We start from the raw sequence: 19,081 nt of genomic DNA on the forward strand, positions 1-19,081 counted from the left end.
CGGGCCGCCGCCGAGGCCAGCGCACACGGTACCCGCCCATCCGCCCGCGGTGCTCCCTCGGCCGGTCCCGATCCGGACACCTCACCCCTCGGCGGGCACCACCATGAAGTCGGTGACGAACGACGCGACCCGGTCGTCGGCGGTCCGGCCCACCCAGGTCCCGTAGCAGCCGTCGCCCCAGCCCGACCAGACGGTCAGCACGTTCGCGCCGGTCGCCTCGTCGACGACCGCGTCCACCAGCCCGGGAACCGGGCCCCGGGCCTGGTCGTCGTCCTCGGCGAGGAAGACCTCCTCGACCTGGTCGTAGTCCCAGTCCTCCAGCGGGGCGAGGGCCGCCCGGTCGGCGAGGGTGCCGGTGCCCGCGTCCACGCCGTAGCCGAAGAACCCGTCCTCGTCCAGCTCACCGATGTCCTGGGCGTCCACGAGGGCCAGCTCCCAGCGGGCCACCGGCTCCTCCCGGATCACCAGTTCGAGCGCGGCCACCCGCCGGTCGCTCTCCGCGCCGTCCCGCCGGATCGACGACACCCAGGCCCGGGCCGGGTAGCGGCCGGGCTCGACGGCCACCGTGAAGGGGTCGCTCTCCGGGCCGACCAGCGGGTCGCACCCCACCACGTGCCCGGTCGGCAGCACCACCTCGCCGGCCGGGTGCACCTCCAGCACGTGCTCGGCCTCGCCGTCGAGGAAGCGCGCGCCGGGCGTCAGCAGCCGGTCGAAGTCAGGGGTGTACGGCACGGCGATCGTCCTTTCCGGGGGAATCGGCCGCCGGAGCGTACCTGTGTCGACCGACAGCGACCGGCGTCCATCCGGAGTACCTTCTCGACCATGGCGATCCTCACCGAAGAAGACCTGGCCCTGCTCGCCGAGCCGCAGCTCGCCCACGTGGCGACCATCGAGGCCGACGGCACCCCGCACGTCACCCCCGTGTGGGTGGACACCGACGGCGAGCACATCGTGTTCAACACGGCCAAGGGCCGGCAGAAGTACGTGAACATCGCCCGCAACCCGACGGTGGCGGTCTCCGTGGTGGACAAGGCGGACGACTTCCGCACCCTGTGGGTCAAGGGCACCGCCGAGCTGGTCACCGAGGGGGCGGACGAGCACATCGACCGGATGGCCCAGAAGTACCTGGGCCAGGACACCTACCCGTTCCGCCGCCCCGGCGAGGAGCGGGTGATCGTCCGCATCACCCCGACCGAGAAGCTCGGCCGGGGCTGATCCGCGGCCGTCGAGGGGCCGAAACCGGCCCCTCGACGTCAGGCGGTCTTGCGGGGGGCGGCCTTCTTCTCGGCCGCCTTCTTGGCCGGGGCCTTCTTCGCCGGGGTCTTCTTGGCGGCGGTCTTCTTGGCCGGCTCGGCCTTCTTCTCCGCCGCCTTCTTGGCGGGCGCCTTCTTCGCCGTGGCCTTCTTCTCGGCCGCCTTCTTGGCCGGCGCCTTGGTGACCTTGGCCGCCTTCTGCGCCGAGCGGGCCGCCGAGATCGGGGTCGGCTCGCCCGCCCCGCCTTCCGGCGCCTCGCCCCGGGCCGCCCGGGCCCGCTCGACCGACGCCTTGAGGGCGGCCATCAAATCGACGGCGGCGGCCGGTGCGGCCTCTTCCTCCTCCGGCTGTACCACCTCACGGCCCTCGATCTTCGCGTCGATGACCTCCTGCAACGCCGCCCGGTAGTCGTCGGTGAAGGCGTCCGGCTCGAATTCGCCGGCCATCGAGTCGATCAGGGAGCTGGCCATGGCCAGCTCCGGCGGGCGTACCTTCAGGTCCTCGTCCAGGAAGCCGAAGTCCGGCTGGCGCACCTCGTCCGGCCACAGCATGGTGTTGAGCAGCAGCACGCCCTCGCGGACCCGCAGGGTGGCGAGCTGTTCCCGCTGGCGCAGCGCCACCTTCACGATCGCCACCCGCTCCGAGTCGGCGAGCGCGTCCCGCAGCAGCACGTACGGCTTGGTGGCCGAGCCCTCCGGCTCCAGGAAGTACGCCTTGTTGTAGAGGATCGGGTCGACCTGCTCGGCCGGCACGAACTCCAGCACGTCGATGGCGTGCGAGGTGGTCAGCGGCAGCTCGGCGAAGTCCTCGTCCGTGAGGATGACCATCTCGCCGCCGCCGATGTCGTAGCCCTTGGCGATGTCGTCGTAGGTCACCTCCTCGCCGCAGACCGAGCAGGTGCGCTTGTAGCGGATGCGGCCGCCGTCCTCGCGGTGCACCTGATGGAAGCGGATGTCCTTCTCCTCGGTGGCCGAGTAGACCTTCACCCCGATCGACACCAGGCCGAACGACACCGCTCCCTTCCAGATCGCCCGCATGACGCGCTCCTCTCCCCGGTTCTGACCAGAATCGCAAATGATCGAACGGGACGCACGCGCTTCCGCGTGCAACTACAGTCAGAAGGTGCCCGGCGCGCCGTTGAAGCCGATGCTCGCGATGACCGGGCAGCTCCCGGCCGGTGACGGCTGGGCATATGAGTTCAAGTGGGACGGGGTCCGCGCGCTCGCCGACATCAGCCGCGGCCACCAGCACCTCTACGCACGCTCCGGCGTCGAGATCACCACCGCGTACCCCGAGCTGATCCCCCTGGCCGAGCAGGTCGACGACGCCCTGCTGGACGGCGAGGTGGTGCTCTTCACCGACGGCCAGCCCTCGTTCACCGCCCTCGCCGAGCGGATGCACGTCCGCAACGCGGTCAAGGCCGCGCGACTCGCGGCGGCGTCCCCCGTCACGTACATGATCTTCGACGTGTTGCGGCTCCGCGGCGCGGACCTGACCGGCCGGCCCTACCGGGAGCGGCGCGCCGCGCTGGAGTCCCTGGGGCTCGGCGCGGCCCGGTGGGCGGTGCCGCCGGTGTTCGCCGACGGCCGGGCCACCTACGCGGCGGCCGGCGAGCACGGCCTGGAGGGGGTGATGGCCAAGCGGGTCGATGCGCTCTACCGGCCCGGGGTGCGCTCGCCGGACTGGGTGAAGGTCAAGCTGGAGGTGACCGGCGACTTCGTGGTGGGCGGCTGGCGGCCGGGCGCGCGGAGGATCGGCGGCCTGCTGGTCGGTGTGCCCCGCCCGGACGGCCGGCTCACCTACCGGGGCCGGGTGGGCGGCGGGATCGGCGCGGCGATCGAGCGTGAGCTGCTGCGCGAGCTGGAGCCGCTGCGTACCGCCGGGTCGCCCTTCGGGGGCGACGTGCCGCGCGAGGATGCGCGCGGCGCGATCTGGGTAAGTCCCCAGGTCGTGGTGGAGGTCAAGTACGGGCAGCGCACCCCGGACGGGCGGCTGCGCTTCCCGCGGATCCTGCGCCTGCGCCCGGACAAGCCTGCCGAGGAGGTCGACGATGCCAGCTGACCGCTTCAAGGTGGACGTGGAGGGCCGCGCGCTGGAGCTGTCCAACCTGGACAAGGTGCTCTACCCGAAGGCCGGCTTCACCAAGGGCGAGGTGATCGACTACTACACCCGGATCGCCCCGGTGCTGCTGCCGCACCTTGAGGACCGGGCGCTGACCCGGATCCGCTTCCCCAACGGCGTCGACGGCGGCTCGTTCTTCGAGAAGAACGCGCCCGCCGCGACCCCCGGCTGGGTGCGTACCGAGAACCTGCCCGCCCCCGGGTCGAGCAAGGGGCGCGAGACCATCGACTACGTGGTGGCCGACGACCTGCCCACCCTGGTCTGGCTGGCCAACCTCGCGGCGCTGGAGCTGCACACGCCGCAGTGGAAGGTCGGCGAGCACCCGGACATGATGGTGGTCGACCTGGACCCGGGCGCCCCGGCCGCGCTGCGGCAGTGCTGCCAGGTGGCCCTGCTCATGCGGGACCGGCTCGCCGAGGACGGCATCGACTCTTACCCGAAGACCTCGGGGAAGAAGGGCATGCAGCTCTGCTGCCCGATCGCCGGCACACAGGACGCCGACGACGTGTCCGCCTACGCCAAGCGGATCGCGCAGGAGCTGGAGAAGGCACAGCCGAAGCAGGTCGTCTCGAAGATGGCGAAGAACCTGCGCCCCGGCAAGGTCTTCATCGACTGGAGCCAGAACAACGCGGCCAAGACGACGGTGGCGCCGTACTCGCTGCGGGCCCAGGACGTGCCCTCGGTGTCCACCCCGCTCACCTGGGACGAGGTCGAGGCGGGCGCGGCGGGCAAGCGGCCGTCGACGAAGCCGTACACGGCCACCGAGGTGCTGAAGCGGGTGGAGAAGCAGGGCGATCTGCTGGCCCCGCTGCTCGACGGCGGCCCGGAACTGCCGCTGCGCTGACAACCTTCTGCGGCACCGCCACGTGTCAGGGGCGTGACCGACCAAACGCAACCACTGTCCGCGGCGGACCGGTCGTACGTCGCATTCGTCTGGCAGTCGACGGCGAAGGGCCGGCTCGACAGGGGCACGTTCAGCTCGACGCTCGAACTCTTCGACTACGGCGTCACGGTGACGGTGAAGCGCCCGACCGACGTCGTCAAGGTCAGGAAGTAGCCCGACGGTGAGCTGCCCGCGACCGGAGGGCCGCGGGCAGCTCCGCTCTCGGGGTCAATGGCGGGCGGCGTCCCAGGCGGCGCTGTTCCGGAAGTACGTGTCGTAGAGCTCCTGCACCTCCAGCAGGCTCTCCGGCGGCACCTTGCCGTAGGCGATCCGCTCCAGGTGGCGGAAGTACTCGAACCGCTCCACGCCCGGGGTGATGACGATGAGGATGTCGGCGTTCTCGCCCGGCGCGGCGGCGAACGCGTGCGCCACCCCGGGCGGCACGATCACCAGGTCACCGCGCTCGGCGGTGACGACCTGCTCGCCGGAGAGCAGCTGGGCAGTGCCGTCGAGCAGGTAGAACAGCTCGGCCGAGTTGCCGTGGTGATGCGGCCGGGCGCCGTCCGCGCCGTCGGTCAGGGTGACCCGCTGGGTGGAGAGGGCCCCGCCGGTCGCGCTGCTGTCGGCGAGCAGCCGGATCGTGGTGGGGGCGCGGCCCACCACCTCGGCGTCCGCGTCGCGAACGATGACGGACCGGTCGAAGTCGGGCGTGATCAGGGACATCGCGCTACTCCTGTCGTGGCGTGTGCCTGTCGTGGTGTGGGTCAGAGGGCGAACAGCAGGACGGCGTCCAGCAGGACGGCCACGGCGGTGGCGAAGTGGATGCCGAAGGCGACGGCCTTCGTCCCGCCGTGCCGCAGCACGATGACGGTGTCTGCCAGCGGGCAGAGCGCGACGACCAGCATGTACCAGGCGACGGCGTCGGCGCTGGTGAAGGCGATCAGCGCGAGGCCCAGCAGGCCGTAGCTGAGGTCGCGCACGCCCTTGATCGTCAGGTAGGCGGAGTCCCCGTCCTTGGCCGGCACGCCGTAGCCGGCGGCGGAGGCCTGCGGCGCGAAGAGGAACCGCGCGCCGATGAGGACACAGAAGAGGCTGAGGACGACGGCGAGCCCGTAGGCGATGGCGCTGAGCATGTCTGGCTCCGAAGGCTAGCAGTGCTAGATGCGAGAGCGACGCTAGCAGAGCGGCGGCAGATTGGCTAGCGGTGCTAGAGTTCCGGTCATGTCGATTCAGGCGCGGCGCGAACGGGAGCGGGCGGAGCGGGAGCGGGCGATCATCGCCGCGGCCCGGGACCTGGCCGAGTCGGAGGGCTGGGACGCGGTCACCACCCGCCGGCTCGCCGCCGAGATCGAGTACAGCCAGCCCGTCCTCTACAGCCACTTCAAGGGCAAGGACGCCATCATGGCGGCGGTCGCCGTGGAAGGCAGCGGTGACCTGGCCGTCGAACTCGCCGCCGCCCGGGCCGCCGCGACCGACCCGCGGCAGGCGGTGGCCGGCATCGCCACGGCGTACGCCGCGTTCGCCGAACGCCGGCCCGCGCTCTACGACGCGATCTTCAACCTTCCCGTCGCCCTGTCCTTCGCCAGCCAGGACACGCCGGTGGAGCTGGCCCGGGCGTTCGCCGAGCTGGCCGAGACCCTGCGCCCCTTCGCCGGTGACGACAACCTGGAGACATTCACCGAGACGTTCTGGAGCGGGCTGCACGGCCTGGTCACGCTGATGCGCAACGGCCGGCTCCGGCGGGAGGAACACGAGCGGCGGCTGGCCATCCTGGTCGACCGGTTCACCCGGCTAGGGTGAGCTGACCACCAGGGAGGAGTCACCCGATGGCCGACCACCCACCCGTCGCCGTCGCGACCGGCGACCCGCTGCTCAGCTACCTCGACGGCGCCACCGGCGAGCGCACCGACCTCACGGCCCAGCAGTTGGGCGCCTGGGCGGCCCGCAGCGCCGGGCTGCTCCGGGACGGCTGCGGCCTGCGCCCCGGCGACCGGGTCGCCGTGCTGCTGCCGCCGCACTGGCGCACCGCGGCCGTGCTCATCGGGGCCTGGTCGGTCGGGCTGGCGGTCTCGTTCCGCCCCCGGGCCCTGGCCGGGCTGCCGGTCCTCGAACCGGGCGCCGACCTGCCCTACGACGCCGTGTTCGTCACCCCGGAACGCCTCGACGACTGGCTGGAGGACGTGCCCGAGGGGACGCACCGCTACCTCGTCGGCACCGGCCCCGGCCCGCTGTCCTCGGTGCCGCTGGGCTGGCTGGACTGGTCCACCGAGGTGCTCCGGCATCCCGAGATCGCCCCCGACCTGGGCGCCCTCCGCCCCACTGACCCGGCCAGCCCGGACGGCACCAGCTACGGCGAGTGGGGCGCGGTGGCCCGGGAGTACGCCACGCAACTAGACCTGCGCGCCGGCGACCGGCTGCTCGTCGACGCGGCCGAACACGAGCAGCCGCTGAAGTGGCTGCTCGCCCCGCTCGCGGCCGGCGCATCCGTGGTGCTCTGCGCCAACCTCGACCCCGTCGAGCGGGACGCCCGCCTCGCCGAGGAGCGGGTCACCCGGGTGCTGTGAGGGCGGCCTGAAACGGCGGGGCGGATCCTAGCCATCCCGGAGCCGCCGGTATCGCCTTCTCCGGAACGCCGCCCACGGCCGTCGCCCGGCTCTAGCGTGCAGACGTCGGTGGGGCGAGCACGAGGAGCGGCCGGTATGAACGCCAGCGGATCGTCATCGTCGTTCGGCGACCTGCGGCAGGTCGATGCCGGTCTGCTGAACGTCGGATACGTCGACGCCGGGCCACCGGACGGGCCGGCCGTGCTCCTGCTGCACGGGTGGCCGTACGACATCCACAGCTTCGCCGAGGTCGTACCCCGGTTGACGGACGCCGGTCACCGCGTGCTCCTGCCGCACCTGCGCGGCTACGGCACGACGCGGTTCCGGTCGGCCGACACCATGCGGAACGGTCAGCCGGCGGCCCTGGCCCTCGACGCCGTGGCCTTCCTGGACGCCCTCGGCGTGCAGGAGGCGACCCTCGCCGGGTTCGACTGGGGCGCCCGGACGGCCGACATCCTCGCGGCGCTGTGGCCGGAGCGCTGCCAGGGACTCGTCTCGGTGAGCGGCTACCTGATCGCCGGCCAGGAATCGGGGCGGAAGCCGCTCCCTCCGGAGGCCGAACTCTCCTGGTGGTACCAGTTCTACTTCGCGACCGACCGCGGCCGGGACGGGTACGAGAAGAACCTGGACGCCTTCGCCAGGCTGATCTGGCGGACCGCCTCCCCGAAGTGGGCCTTCGATGACGCGACCTTCAACCGGAGCGCGGCCTCGCTGCACAATCCCGACCACGTCGATGTCGTGATCCACAACTACCGCTGGCGGCTCGGCCTCGCCGCCGGCGAGCCGCAGTACGACGAGGTGGAGCAGAAGCTGGCCGCGAACCCGAGCATCGCGGTGCCCACCATCACCCTCGAAGGCGACGCCAACGGCGCACCACACCTCGACCCGTCCGTGTACGCCGGGCGCTTCTCCGGCCCGTACGAGCACCGGACGGTGAGTGGCGGCGTCGGGCACAACCTGCCGCAGGAGGCGCCGGAGGCGTTCGCCGACGCGGTGGTTCAGGTCGCGAGCTGACCCCCTGAGGCGTCCGTCACGGATCACGGGCATCCACTGTGCCCGCGCGCTGTGCAAGGCTGGTGATCATGACGAACGCGCTCGTACTCGCCGGTGGCGGCGTGGCCGGGATCGCCTGGGAGCTGGGCGTCCTCCGCGGCCTCGCCGACGCCGATCCCACCCTCGCCGACCGGATCCTCGCCGCCGACCTGATCGTGGGCACCTCGGCCGGCTCCGCGGTCGCCGCGCAGATCACCAGCGGCGTCGCGCTCGACGACCTGTACGCGGCCCAGCTGCGCCCCGAGACCGCCGAGATCGAGGTCGACGTCGACACGGAGAAGCTCTTCGCCGACTACGCCGCCGTGCTGACCGGCGTGTCCGGGCCGCAGGAGGCCCGCCGCCGGTTCGGCGAGCTCGCGCTCGCCGCGCGGACCGTCGACCCGGCCCTCCGGCTCGCCGCGATCGACGCCCGGCTCCCCGTGAAGCAGTGGCCCGACCGGCGCCTGCTGCTGCCCGCGGTCGATGCGGAGACCGGTGACGAGGCGATCTTCACCCGTGAGTCCGGCGTGACCCTGCGCGACGCCGTGGCCGCGAGCTGCGCCGTACCCGGCATCTGGCCGCCGGTCGCGATCGGCGACCGCCGCTACGTCGACGGCGGAGTGCGCTCCATGACCAACGCCGACCTGGCCGTCGGCGCCGACCGCATGCTGGTCATCCAGCCGGCCCTCGCGGACACACCGCAGCCGTGGGGCGACCTCGACGCCGAGATCGCCGCGCTCGCCCCGGCCACCGTTCACGTGATCAGCGCCGACCAGGCGTCCGTCGACGCGTTCGGCACCAACGCGCTGTCACCCGCGACCCGTGCGGCATCCGCCCACGCCGGGCGGGCCGTCGGCGCGGCACACGCCGCCGCCGTCGCGGCCGTCTGGAACTGACGCGCCCCTGCGTCACCAGAGACGGGCACAAGACGTTCGCCGACGCGCTGTTGCAGGTCGCGACCTGACCTGCCTCCGGTCAGCGTTGACTGGCCCGGTCGACGCCCTTGTGCAGGACCGTGCGGTCGACCAGCTCGAGTACGACAGCGAATCCGGTTGACACCCGCCAGGCGTGCGGTGCCTACTGCCTGCCGGGCTTCGTCACCGGCCGGCACATGGTCGTGGTGGTCGGTGGGCGATTGACGACAGGGGTAGGGATGGCCGGGACGGACACGCTGACCTGGAAAGAGTTCGGCGAGGACCACCTTGCGGAGCTGACCCGGCTGGCCGAGGCGTGCCTGGCCGCCGACGGTGGGCTACCGCTGTTCGCCCGTACCCCGTTGTTGCGGGCGCGGCTGCTCCAGACCCGTACCCTCGGCGCCTGGCACGACGGCGGCCTGGTCGCGGCCGTGGGGGTCGGACTGGGCGGGCAGCCGGCCACCAGCACCGGCCTGGTGCACCCGGACTGGCGGGGGCGGGGTCTCGGCGGGCGGCTGCTGACCTGGGCCGGCGAGCAGGCGGGCGACGCCGACCTGCTGCTGACCACCGAGTCGTGGAGCCCGGGCGCGGACGTGCTGTTCACGGGGCGCGGCTTCGAGCGGACGTTCACCGAGTGGGTGCAACGGCACGACCTCCACGCCATCCCTTCTGTCGCCCGTCCGGAATCCGTGACCACCGAGCCGGTGACGCTTGGTCCCGAGCTGTTCGAGACCTACTCGGCGTCGTTCGCCGACCGGCCCGGCTTTGCCTCGCCCAGCGCGGAGGAGTGGCTGGGTGAGCTGGGGGAGGACGACGAGTACCGGGCGGACCTGTCGCTCATCGCGCGTGGTCCCGACGGTGCCGCCGTCGGCTTCGTCAACGTTACTGACAACTGGGTCGACCAGGTGGGCGTCGTGCCCGGATGGCGGGGGCGGCGGGTCGGGGCGTATCTCGTGGCTTGTGCGCTTCGTGGGCTGGCCGGCGACGGGGTGGGGGAGGCGTGGCTCTGCGTCAACGACAACAACCCGGCCGCTGAGCTGTACCGGCGGCTCGGATTCCAGGACGCCGGCCGGCGGGCGCGCTACCTGCGCCGCCGTTCGTAGCCTTGGGCGCGCTCGGCCTTCTGGAGGCCGAGCGCGCTGTCTTCACCGGACGGGTCCGGGTGTCGGGCTTACTGGAACAGCCGGCCGGGCCGGGTGGCCTTCGCCTTGGTGATCAGGGAGTCTCCCCGTTCGCGGCGCACCTGGATGGTCTTTGTCGCCCGCTTGATCGGGGTGAGAATTCTGTCCTTCATCGCGTGCCTCTTCTCTTCCGAGATGGCGTCTCCGCAGCAGGGCGTCTCCCGACCTGCCTCCAGTGCGCGTACCCGCTGGGTCGGTCACCATTCCGTCAGCACTGGCCGCGGCGTCGCTCGTGCTCAACGGCGGGCGAGCCAGGGCGCCCACCGTGCGCAGGGCGAGGTGTGGGAATCATCCAGCAGTTGACTAGCCGCGGCCCTTCTGTCCGGCCCGAGGCTACGCGACGTGCACCCAGGGCGGCGGACTACACCGAGCGCCGGCCCATTGGTGCAGGTGGGCCGGCGCTCAGGTGTTATCAGCAGTTGGTGTAGCTGCCGCTGCTGCCCCAGGAGCAGGAGTCGATGGCGGTGCCGGCGGAGTTGCGCAGATAGGCGGTGTCGCCGGTGTTGTTCCAGATGTAGGCGCCGGAACCCCAGTACCGGTGGGTCGAGGTGTTGGTGCCCTTGCCGGTGTGGATGTACACGCTGGCGCCGGCGCCGAGCTTGAAGTCGCTGGCGAACTTGTAGACGTGGTTCGACTTGTCGCGCAGGGTCCAGTACTTGAGGTTGATGGTGGAGCTGCGCTTGTTGGTCAGCCGCACGTACTCGGCGTTCAGGCTGGTATTCGATCCGGTGTCGCTGCCAGGCGAGTTGTAGTAGGCCTTCGTGATCATGACGGCCGGCGTGGCGGCCTGCGCCGGGGCGGCGGCGGCCAGCGACCCACCGACGGCGACGACGAGCGCCGAGACGAGCCCGGTCAGCCTCTTGCTCAAGTGGTCCCCCTTCATTGGACATCGACGCCGACGTGAACCCGTCGCCGGCCAGATGCCTCCATGACGTCACATGCGCGCAAGATCGTAACCACGGAAAGCCGCACTTTCTCTCCAGGAAGAACGTGCCTGGAAAACGATGCCCACCTGGACGGCCAGGGCGCAGCCATCTGGCTTCATCTGTGGATCAGTTGTCGGAGCCGCACCGTGTACAAGCGGTCGGTCCAGTTCGTCCACATGCTGACCGGGGTTCGGCGGCTCAGTCGATCGTCGGCAGCTTCGGGCCGAGGACGTCGTCGGCGTCCACGATGGTGTACGCGTACCCCTGCTCGGCCAGGAACCGCTGCCGGTGTGCCGCGTACTCCGTATCGATCGTGTCGCGGGAGACGACCGTGTAGAAGTGCGCCTGCCGTCCATCGGCCTTCGGCCGGAGCACCCGCCCCAACCGCTGCGCTTCCTCCTGCCGAGAACCGAAGGTCCCCGACACCTGGATAGCGACGGCAGCCTCCGGCAGGTCGATGGAGAAGTTCCCGACCTTGGAGATGACCAGCGTCTTCACCTCACCCGACCGGAAGGCGTCGAACAACCGCTCCCGCTCCTTGTTGGTCGTCGACCCCTGCACGATCGGCGCGTCCAGGTACTCCCCGAGCTGGTGCAGCTGGTCGATGTACCCGCCGATGACGAGCACCTGCTCGTCCGGGTGCCGCTCCACGAGCGCCCGCACCACCGGCAGCTTCGTCCGGGCCGTAGCCGCCATCCGGTAGCGCTCCTCGGCCTCGGCCGTCGCGTACGCCATCCGCTCCGCGTCGGTCAGCGTCACCCGGACCTCGGTGCACTCGGCCGGGGCGATCCAGCCCTGCTGCTCGATGTCCTTCCACGGCGCGTCGTACCGCTTCGGGCCGATCAGGCTGAACACGTCGCCCTCGCGGCCGTCCTCGCGTACCAGAGTTGCCGTGAGGCCGAGCCGGCGGCGGGCCTGGAGGTCCGCGGTGAAGCGGAAGATCGGCGCGGGCAGGAGGTGCACCTCGTCGTAGACGACCAGGCCCCAGTCGCGGGCGCCGAACAGGTCGAGGTGGGTGAACGCGCCCTTCTTGCGGGAGGTGAGCACCTGGTACGTGGCGATGGTGACCGGGCGGATTTCCTTGCGCTCGCCCGAGTACTCGCCGATCTCGTCCTCGGTCAGCGACGTGCGGGCGATCAGCTCGCGCTTCCACTGCCGGCCGGCGACCGTGTTGGTGACCAGGATCAGCGTGGTCGCCTTGGCCTCGGCCATGGCCGCCGCCCCGACGAGGGTCTTGCCGGCGCCGCAGGGGAGCACCACCACGCCGGAGCCGCCGGCCCAGAACGCCTCGACGGCCTCCCGCTGGTACGACCGCAGCGTCCACGGCTTGCCGCCGTCCTTGCCCGCCTCGGCCAGCTCGATGGGGTGCGCCTCGCCGTCGACGTAGCCGGCCAGGTCCTCGGCGGGCCAGCCGAGCTTCAGCAGCGCCTGCTTGAGCCGGCCCCGCTCGGAGGGGTGCACCTGGATGGTGTCGTCGTCGAGCTTCGCGCCGAGCATCCCGGCGAGCTTCTTGCTCTTGGCGACCTCGACCAGCACCACCCGGTCCAGGGCGCGGAGCACCAGGCCGTGCGCCGGGTCGTTGGCGAGCTGGAGCCGGCCGTAGCGGTCCATCGTCTCGGCCACGTCGACCAGCAGCGCGTGCGGCACCGGATAGCGGGAGTACTTGATCAGCGTGTCCACCACGCCCTCGGCGTCGTGGCCGGCGGCCCGGGCGTTCCACAGGCCCAGCGGGGTGAGCCGGTAGGTGTGCACGTGCTCGGGGGAGCGCTCCAGCTCGGCGAAGGGCGCGATGGCCATCCGGCACGCCTGGGCGTCGGGGTGGTCGATCTCCAGCAGCAGGGTTTTGTCCGACTGCACGATCAGTGGTCCACCGCTCACGCCAGCGTCCTCTCCTGGGCCGGAAATTCTCGCCCGCACGGCGGCTGACCTGCCGAAGGCGGACCATCCAGTGTTGCACGCCGACAGGTGTCCGGAAAAAGTCTCGCTGGACCTGCAACGTCACACTGCTCCCGTACGTCTAGCAAGCGGGACAACTGTCCAGGGGGAGGGCCCATGAAGCGTGTCCGGTTCGCCGTCCGGGCCGTCTGCCTGGCAGCGGTCGTGCTGGTCGGCGTCGGTGCGTGCGCGCGCGATCCGCAGGGCGACGGGACCGGGGCCGCCGCCCCGGCGCCCGTCGGCGTGACGGAGGAGGCATCGGGGGCGAGCGCGCCGCCCACGCCGGAGCAGCCGGCCGCGTCCCCGACGGCGACGCCGAGCCGGTCGGCCACGCCGAAGCCCAGCCGCACCACACCGAAGCCGGCCACGCCGAAGCCGTCGAAGCCCGCCGGGTGCCCGCAGGGGGAGCAGCAGAAGGCCGTGGAGACGTATCTGAGCCGGCTGGGCGGTTTCGGGACGCTGAGCGTGGACGGTGAGCAGTCGGCCGCCGACTGCGCCGCGATCAAGAAGTTCCAGATCCGGTACGGGATCAGCCCGGCCACGGGTCGCGCCGGCCCCACCACGTACGACGTGGCGAAGCGGTTGGCGAACACCGACACGGAACGCTGCAACGCGGGCTCCCGCACCACCTTCTGCGTCGACCTGACCCACCAGACCGTCTGGGCGATGCGCGGCGGCAAGGTGGTCATGGGTCCGACGGTCACCCGCACCGGCATGGCGGGCTACGCCACCCCGACCGGCACCTACTCGGTAGGTGGGAAGAACATGCGTGAGTGGTCCAACCCGTACGAGGTGTGGCTGCCCTACTGGCAGCGGTTCAACGGCGGGATCGGCTTCCACGAGACGACGACCTACCTGCACAACTCCTCGATCGGCTCGCACGGCTGCGTGAACCTGCTGCACCGCGACGCCGTACGGCTCTGGGAGCTGGGCTCGGTCGGCACCCGGGTGGTCGTCTTCGGCCACCGCCCCGGCACCTGACACCCCACACCGTGACCCGCGCGCCCGGTTCAGGGTTTTATCCCCTGTCCGGGTGACCCCCTCCGGTGCCACGCTGGAGGCCGGGTCCACCACGGTGCGGGGAGGGGCTGCAGATGACGGTCGACCACGACGTGCTTCCCGAGGACGACCGGGCGCGCCGGCCGGAGGTCACCCCGGCGGCCCTGTTCGGCTACGCGGCCGCCGCCACCGGCATCTTCGGCTGGTTCCTGTTCGGGCTGCTGGTGCAGCGGCAGGGCTTCGTCGACTCGGTCGGCGAGTCGGCCGGCGCCGCGTTCGCCCTGCTGCTCGCCGTCTCGGTCGTCGGCACCCTGCGCCGCAACGGGGACTAGTCCTCCAGCACCGCCGCGGTGATCCGGTGCAGCGCGAAGGTGTGCAGCATCTCGGTCCGTTCGTCCTCGGCGCGCAGGTAGCCGGCCCCGATCGAGACGGGCCGGACCAGCCGGGACGCGGTCGCCCCGTGCGCGTCGACGTAGCCGACCCAGACCAGCGCCTTGTCCCGTACCGCCTGCTGGAGCACCGCCAGGGCGTCGCTGTGGGTGTGCGCGGGCCCCGGCCCCTTGCGCGCCGTCCCGCGGACCACGTCCGGTGCACGCCGCGCCGCGCGGGCCGCCGCGTCGCCCCGGCGGATCTGCTCGACCACGCCGAGCAGCCGGGGCATCGGCAGCCGCGGCGCCGCGAGCGGGTCGAGGCTCCGGCCCGCCGCGTGCACCCGGGCCGGCGCCCGCCGGGTCTTCGGCCGCGCGAGCACGGCCGCGCCGCCGGCGTCCTCGGCCACCGGCGCGTAACCGGCGTCGCGCAGCGCGGTCAGCATCCGGTTCACCTGGTACGGAGTGATCAGCACCGTCGGGGCCAGCCGGCGGAAGGCCAGCGGCTCCAGCCGCTTGTCGGACTGCACCTCCGTGAGCAGCGCCTCGTCGTCGCTGCGCACGTAGCCACCGGCCGAGCCGACCCGCAGCCCGCCGTGCTTGCGCGCCACGTCGTCCACCAGGTAGGTCAGCCCCTGCGGCACCGGGGTCCGCGACCGGCGGCGGAACAGCGCGTGCAGGTCGTCGGCCGAGTAGCCGGCGTCCAGGGCCCGCCGGACGCTGGCCGTGGTGACCCGGTAGACACTCGCCCCGCCTGCCGACTCGTGCTCGGCCACCACGTCCAGCTCGGTGGCGAGCGCCGGATCGGGCGGGCCGGGCACCACCACGGTCAGGTCGGCCTGCACGAGGAAGTGGTCGACGGGGGCGGGCAGCAGCGCGTCCAGCGCCCGCACGGCGGTGGACGGCTCGCCCGACTCGGCCTCGGAGCGCAGCCCGAGGGGGTCCGCGGCCCGCTCGTCGGCGTCGCTCAGCTCGGCCAGCAGCAGCCGCCCGTACGAGGTCAGCGCCCCGAGCCCGGTCACTCCGAGCTGGGCGGCCTCGGCCAGCACCTCGCGGTGCGCCGCCTCGCGGCCCCGCGCGCGGCGGGGCGCCCGCCAGTCCAGCAGCTCCAGCACCTCGTCCGGGGTCGGGGCGGTGCCCGGAGGCAGGTCGGCCAGCTCGGCGAGCACCGAACGCCGGGCGGCCGGCGCCCCGGCCCGTTCCGCCTCGGCGGAGAGCACCGAGATCGGCCGGTCCCGGTCGTCGCGCTGGCCGATCAGGCCCACCTGGCGGGTCATGGTCAGCCACGCCCGGGCCAGCTGCTCCCAGCGCTGGGCCAGCGAGGCGGCCCGCCACACCTCGTAGCCGCCGGTGGGCAGGATCTGCTGGTCGCCCCCGTACCGGGTGGTGACCGCCCCGCTCAGCTCCAGCTCGCCGACCAGCCCGGCCGCGTAGGCCACCTCGAAGATCAGCGCGGTGGTCGGGTCGTCCAGCCCGAGGACGCGGGCCAGCCGGCGCAGGTCCCGCACGCCCACGCCGCCGGAGCGCAGCACCGGGGCCGGTTCGGCGGCCAAGGCCTCCAGCAGCGCCTCGGTGTGCCGGACCACCTCCATGGTCTGCCCGGCACCGGCCGAGTCGACGGACTTGGCCTCGCGTGGCGGGCTCGGCACCGTCGGCGGGCTGGTGCGCAGCGGGCCGAGCGGGCCGGTGTCCCGCCGCAGCAGCAGCCCCACCTCGCGGGGCAGCTCGACGCTGCCGCCGCCCTTGACGGCCGACATCCGGACGAGCAGCCGGTGCTCCACCAGCCACCGGATCGGGGAGCCGGTGGCCGCCCCGCCGTTGACCAGGTCCGGCGGGAGGATGTCCTCCTCGCCGGTGGCGGGGGCCTCCAGCGCGCCCGCGGGCACGGTGCCGACCGGCGGGCCGGCGGCGAGCCGGTCGAGGATCGCCCGGGCCGAGGGCGGCGCCGCCAGCAGCGTCCGCCGCAGCTTCGCCGGGTCCGTGCACACGGCCGCCGCGCGCGGGTCCAGCTCCGCGGCCGGTCGGCCCAGACCCGCGAGGTACGGGGACACCTCGTCGACGCCACCCACCACGCGCAGGTCGTGCTCCGGCCCGTACAGGAGGAAGAGCGCACGGAGCCGGTTCACGGCGCCGCGGACCGCGGCCGGGGCGGGCGGCTGTGGGCCGGAGGTGGCCAGGGCCAGGATGGCCTCGGTGGCGGTGCCGCCGCCCTCCGGGTCCCGGGTGAGCCGGGCGGCGTCCAGGATCTGGAGGGTGAACTGGTCCAGCCCGTCGAGCGCCCGCGCCACGGAGACCCGCGACTGGGCGCGGATGGCGAGGGCGGAGACGTCTGCCGGCACCGGTACGACGAGGTCCGGCCGCAGCTGGAGGAGGGCGGCCAGGGACTCGTCGGGAAGGGTCCGCAGATGGTCGGCGAATGAGGTGGTCATCGTCGTTCCACGCTAGCCCGGCCGGGGCCGGTCGCGCCCCTCGGACGGGTACGTTCTCCGCATGCCCTCGCTCATGGTCGGATTCGACCTCGACATGACCCTGGTCGACTCGCGCCCCGGCATCGCGGCCGCCTACCGGGCGCTGACCGCGCAGACCGGCGTCCCCGTCGACGCCGAGCTGGCGGTCTCCCGCCTCGGGCCGCCGCTGCGCACCGAGATCGCGCACTGGTTCCCACCGGAGCAGGTCGAGGAGGCGGTGCTCGCGTACCGGGAGCTCTACCCCGCGTACGCGATCACCCCGACCCTGCCGATGCCCGGCGCGGAGGCCGCGATCGAGGCGGTGCACGCGCGTGGCGGTCGCGTCATGGTGGTGACCTCCAAGATCGGCCGGCTGGCGAAGCTGCACCTGGACCACCTCGGTCTGGCCGTCGACGAGCTGGCCGGTGACCTGTTCGCCGAGCAGAAGGCGACCGCCTTGCGGGAGCACGGCGCGACCCTCTACGTCGGCGATCACGTGGCCGACATGGCCGCCGCACAAGCTGCGGGAATCCCAGGCGTGGGAGTGGCAACCGGCCCGTGTTCACGGGACGAGCTGAGCGCCGCCGGAGCGCACGTGGTGCTCGATGATCTCGCCGGATTCCCGGCGGCGCTGGACCGGATCATCGGGCTAGCCTTGGAGGGGTAGAGGTTCCGAGCGAAGCAGAGGTTTTCAGGTGCCGACGGGTCGAGTGAAGTGGTATGACGCGGCCAAGGGATACGGGTTCGTCACCAGTGACGAGGGTGGCGACGTGTTCCTGCCCAAGGGCGCGCTACCGGCGGGTGTCGCCGACCTGAAGGGCGGCCAGCGGGTCGATTTCAGCGTGGTGGACAGCCGGCGGGGCGCCCAGGCCATGGGGGTCAAGCTGCTGGAGGCGCCGCCCTCGGTGGCCGAGCTGCGCCGCCGGCCGGCCGAGGAGCTGCACGGCCTGGTCGAAGACATGATCAAGGTGCTGGAGGCGAAGGTCCAGCCGGACCTGCGCCGGGGCCGCTTCCCGGACCGGAAGACCGCGCAGAAGATCGCTCAGCTGGTCCACGCGGTGGCGCGCGAGCTGGAGGTCTGAGGGACGAGCCCGGCGTCGGCGGCCCGGCCCAGCAGTGCCTCCACGGCGGCGAAGCCGGCCTCTCCGAGGTCGGCGGTGAACTCGTTGACGTAGAGGCCGATGTGCCGGTCCACCACGTCGGGCTCCATCTCCTGCGCGTGCGCGAGCACGTACTCCCGGCTGGCCTCCGGGTCGGCCCACGCCTGGCGGACCGACTCACGGATCCAGGCGGCCGCCTCGACCGGGTCGACCGCGCCCTTGCGGGCCAGGATCGCGCCGAGCGGGATGGGCAGCCCGGTGTCGCCCTCCCACCACTCGCCCAGGTCGACCAGCGCCGTCAGCCCGTGCCGCGGGTAGGTGAAGCGTGCCTCGTGGATGACCAGCCCGGCGTCGTACCGCCCGGCCGCCACCCCCGGCATGATCTCGTGGAACGGCACGACCTCGATCCGCGCCGGCGGCTGCTCCGCAGCCCAGAGCCGGAACAGCAGGTACGCCGTCGTCCGCTCACCCGGCACCGCCACCGTCGCGCCGGAGAGGTCGCCTCGGTCCCCACGGGTGAGCACCAGCGGGCCGCAACCCCGGCCCAGCGCCCCACCGCACGGCAGCAGGTGGTAGTCGTCGAGCAGCCACGGCAGCGCCGCGTAGCTGACCTTCACGAGGTCGAACGCCCCACGCTCGGCGGCCGTGTTGGTGACGTCCACGTCCGCGTAGGTCACCTCGACGGCCGGCGCGCCGGGCACCCGGCCGTGCACGAGGGCGTCGAAGACGAAGGTGTCGTTGGGGCAGGGCGAGATCGCAAGGGAGAGCGCCACGCCCCCACCGTAACCCCGCCCGGTTGCGCCCCCGCCACCCCCGCCCAGGGGGTGTGCCGGGCGACGTCGCCGGGCGCCTCGCTCCCGCCCCCCGCGCGTCTCCTCAGCCGCTAGCAACTTGATGGCGTGAATGGATCGCGGCAACGGTTGACCGGCTTACCCTCGGTGTCCAGCGCCCGGCCCCGGCTCCGTGCGGGGTGGACGAGAGATCGGTCCTGCGGGCGTCGCGATCGGGGTCGAGGCCCTCGTCCAGCCGCTAGGAACTTGATGACGCGGATGGATCGCGGCAACCCGCTGGCGCCGGTCGCTCGGTGCCGGGTGCTGGACGCGGGATGCGGATGCCGGGGCCAGTGCGGTGCCGGGCGCTGGTCCTCGGCGGCTCGGGGCCGCCGGGCCGCCGGGCCGCGGGGCCGCGGGGCCGCGGGGCCGCGGGGCCGCGGGGCCGCGGGGCCGCGGGGCCGCGGGGCCGCGGGGCCGCGGGGCCGCCGGGCCGCGGGGCCGTGGAGCCGAGGAGCCGGGCCGCCGGCCGCCGGGCCACAGGGCCA

At 72.8% G+C, this 19,081-nt stretch carries 22 protein-coding genes; 13 read left to right on the plus strand and 9 right to left on the minus strand.

What is annotated here, in order from left to right; all coding sequences use genetic code 11:
* Positions 1-81: 81 nt before the first annotated feature.
* Positions 82-732, minus strand: a complete 651-nt coding sequence (locus tag ABZW14_RS01790; protein WP_355338131.1) for a DUF4241 domain-containing protein — start codon at positions 730-732, stop codon at positions 82-84.
* A gap of 90 nt (positions 733-822) precedes the next feature.
* Here ABZW14_RS01790 and ABZW14_RS01795 point away from each other — a divergent pair, with 90 nt between their 5' ends.
* The gene (locus ABZW14_RS01795; RefSeq protein WP_355338134.1) at positions 823-1,215 is read left to right on the plus strand and encodes a PPOX class F420-dependent oxidoreductase; all 393 of its coding nucleotides are present in this window, start codon (positions 823-825) and stop codon (positions 1,213-1,215) included.
* Between the two features lie 38 nt (positions 1,216-1,253).
* On the opposite strand, the gene ABZW14_RS01800 is transcribed toward ABZW14_RS01795, so the two are convergent.
* Positions 1,254-2,291: a Ku protein gene (locus tag ABZW14_RS01800; protein ID WP_355338137.1), complete on the minus strand. Its 1,038-nt coding sequence runs from the start codon at positions 2,289-2,291 to the stop codon at positions 1,254-1,256.
* Between the two features lie 85 nt (positions 2,292-2,376).
* Here ABZW14_RS01800 and ligD (ABZW14_RS01805) point away from each other — a divergent pair, with 85 nt between their 5' ends.
* Genes ligD (ABZW14_RS01805) through ABZW14_RS01815 form a run of 3 tightly spaced genes read left to right on the plus strand, consistent with a single transcriptional unit; the run spans position 2,377 to position 4,432 of the window.
* Positions 2,377-3,315 (plus strand): non-homologous end-joining DNA ligase, encoded by a 939-nt coding sequence (ligD, locus tag ABZW14_RS01805; protein ID WP_355338140.1) that lies wholly within the window; start codon positions 2,377-2,379, stop codon positions 3,313-3,315.
* The gene (gene ligD / locus ABZW14_RS01810; RefSeq protein WP_355338144.1) at positions 3,305-4,219 is read left to right on the plus strand and encodes a non-homologous end-joining DNA ligase; all 915 of its coding nucleotides are present in this window, start codon (positions 3,305-3,307) and stop codon (positions 4,217-4,219) included. The genes ligD (ABZW14_RS01805) and ligD (ABZW14_RS01810) overlap by 11 nt, the downstream gene beginning before the upstream one ends.
* A gap of 33 nt (positions 4,220-4,252) precedes the next feature.
* Positions 4,253-4,432 carry a hypothetical protein gene (locus ABZW14_RS01815; RefSeq protein ID WP_355338147.1) on the plus strand — a complete coding sequence of 60 codons (180 nt, stop codon included), beginning with the start codon at positions 4,253-4,255 and terminating at the stop codon, positions 4,430-4,432.
* 54 nt (positions 4,433-4,486) lie between these two features.
* Here ABZW14_RS01815 and ABZW14_RS01820 read toward each other — a convergent pair whose 3' ends face one another.
* Both ABZW14_RS01820 and ABZW14_RS01825 read right to left on the minus strand, forming a co-directional pair.
* Positions 4,487-4,981 (minus strand): cupin domain-containing protein, encoded by a 495-nt coding sequence (locus tag ABZW14_RS01820; RefSeq protein WP_355338150.1) that lies wholly within the window; start codon positions 4,979-4,981, stop codon positions 4,487-4,489.
* Between the two features lie 41 nt (positions 4,982-5,022).
* A complete protein-coding gene (locus ABZW14_RS01825; protein WP_355338153.1) occupies positions 5,023-5,391 on the minus strand; it encodes a DUF4267 domain-containing protein in 369 nt (122 codons plus the stop codon).
* Positions 5,392-5,479: 88 nt separating this feature from the next.
* Here ABZW14_RS01825 and ABZW14_RS01830 point away from each other — a divergent pair, with 88 nt between their 5' ends.
* The 5 genes from ABZW14_RS01830 (at position 5,480) to ABZW14_RS01850 (ending at position 9,910) form a co-directional block, all read left to right on the plus strand.
* Positions 5,480-6,058, plus strand: a complete 579-nt coding sequence (locus tag ABZW14_RS01830; protein ID WP_355338156.1) for a TetR/AcrR family transcriptional regulator — start codon at positions 5,480-5,482, stop codon at positions 6,056-6,058.
* Between the two features lie 26 nt (positions 6,059-6,084).
* A complete protein-coding gene (locus ABZW14_RS01835; RefSeq protein WP_355338159.1) occupies positions 6,085-6,822 on the plus strand; it encodes a TIGR03089 family protein in 738 nt (245 codons plus the stop codon).
* Positions 6,823-6,957: 135 nt separating this feature from the next.
* Positions 6,958-7,875, plus strand: a complete 918-nt coding sequence (locus tag ABZW14_RS01840) for an alpha/beta hydrolase (protein WP_355338162.1) — start codon at positions 6,958-6,960, stop codon at positions 7,873-7,875.
* 68 nt (positions 7,876-7,943) lie between these two features.
* Positions 7,944-8,789 (plus strand): patatin-like phospholipase family protein, encoded by an 846-nt coding sequence (locus tag ABZW14_RS01845; RefSeq protein WP_355338165.1) that lies wholly within the window; start codon positions 7,944-7,946, stop codon positions 8,787-8,789.
* Positions 8,790-9,046: 257 nt separating this feature from the next.
* Entirely contained in the window at positions 9,047-9,910 is an 864-nt protein-coding gene (locus ABZW14_RS01850) for a GNAT family N-acetyltransferase (protein WP_355338168.1), read from the plus strand.
* Positions 9,911-9,978: 68 nt separating this feature from the next.
* On the opposite strand, the gene ABZW14_RS01855 is transcribed toward ABZW14_RS01850, so the two are convergent.
* The 3 genes from ABZW14_RS01855 to ABZW14_RS01865 all read right to left on the minus strand — a co-directional run bounded on the left by ABZW14_RS01855 (position 9,979) and on the right by ABZW14_RS01865 (position 12,792).
* Positions 9,979-10,101, minus strand: coding sequence for a hypothetical protein (locus ABZW14_RS01855; protein WP_355338171.1), 123 nt, complete (start codon positions 10,099-10,101; stop codon positions 9,979-9,981).
* A gap of 299 nt (positions 10,102-10,400) precedes the next feature.
* The gene (locus tag ABZW14_RS01860; RefSeq protein ID WP_355338174.1) at positions 10,401-10,856 is read right to left on the minus strand and encodes a lamin tail domain-containing protein; all 456 of its coding nucleotides are present in this window, start codon (positions 10,854-10,856) and stop codon (positions 10,401-10,403) included.
* A 256-nt stretch (positions 10,857-11,112) separates the two neighbouring features.
* The gene (locus tag ABZW14_RS01865) at positions 11,113-12,792 is read right to left on the minus strand and encodes a DNA repair helicase XPB (protein ID WP_355338177.1); all 1,680 of its coding nucleotides are present in this window, start codon (positions 12,790-12,792) and stop codon (positions 11,113-11,115) included.
* A 174-nt stretch (positions 12,793-12,966) separates the two neighbouring features.
* Between ABZW14_RS01865 and ABZW14_RS01870 the strand changes: the two genes are divergently transcribed.
* Positions 12,967-13,830 (plus strand): L,D-transpeptidase family protein, encoded by an 864-nt coding sequence (locus ABZW14_RS01870; RefSeq protein WP_355338180.1) that lies wholly within the window; start codon positions 12,967-12,969, stop codon positions 13,828-13,830.
* A gap of 113 nt (positions 13,831-13,943) precedes the next feature.
* A complete protein-coding gene (locus tag ABZW14_RS01875) occupies positions 13,944-14,180 on the plus strand; it encodes a hypothetical protein (RefSeq protein ID WP_355338183.1) in 237 nt (78 codons plus the stop codon).
* Here ABZW14_RS01875 and ABZW14_RS01880 read toward each other — a convergent pair.
* On the minus strand, positions 14,177-16,645 hold the full coding sequence (locus ABZW14_RS01880) for a helicase-associated domain-containing protein (protein ID WP_355338186.1): 2,469 nt from the start codon (positions 16,643-16,645) through the stop codon (positions 14,177-14,179). The genes ABZW14_RS01875 and ABZW14_RS01880 overlap by 4 nt on opposite strands.
* A 61-nt stretch (positions 16,646-16,706) precedes the next feature.
* Here ABZW14_RS01880 and ABZW14_RS01885 point away from each other — a divergent pair, with 61 nt between their 5' ends.
* The gene (locus ABZW14_RS01885) at positions 16,707-17,330 is read left to right on the plus strand and encodes an HAD hydrolase-like protein (protein WP_355338189.1); all 624 of its coding nucleotides are present in this window, start codon (positions 16,707-16,709) and stop codon (positions 17,328-17,330) included.
* 28 nt (positions 17,331-17,358) lie between these two features.
* Positions 17,359-17,745, plus strand: a complete 387-nt coding sequence (locus ABZW14_RS01890) for a cold shock domain-containing protein (protein ID WP_026267952.1) — start codon at positions 17,359-17,361, stop codon at positions 17,743-17,745.
* Here the strand turns inward: ABZW14_RS01890 and ABZW14_RS01895 are convergent.
* Positions 17,706-18,536, minus strand: coding sequence for a 1,4-dihydroxy-6-naphthoate synthase (locus ABZW14_RS01895; protein WP_355338192.1), 831 nt, complete (start codon positions 18,534-18,536; stop codon positions 17,706-17,708). The genes ABZW14_RS01890 and ABZW14_RS01895 overlap by 40 nt on opposite strands.
* Between the last annotated feature and the right edge of the window lie 545 nt (positions 18,537-19,081).

The sequence above is a fragment of the Micromonospora sp. NPDC004551 genome (genome assembly GCF_040609975.1).
Classification (GTDB): Bacteria; Actinomycetota; Actinomycetes; order Mycobacteriales; family Micromonosporaceae; genus Micromonospora.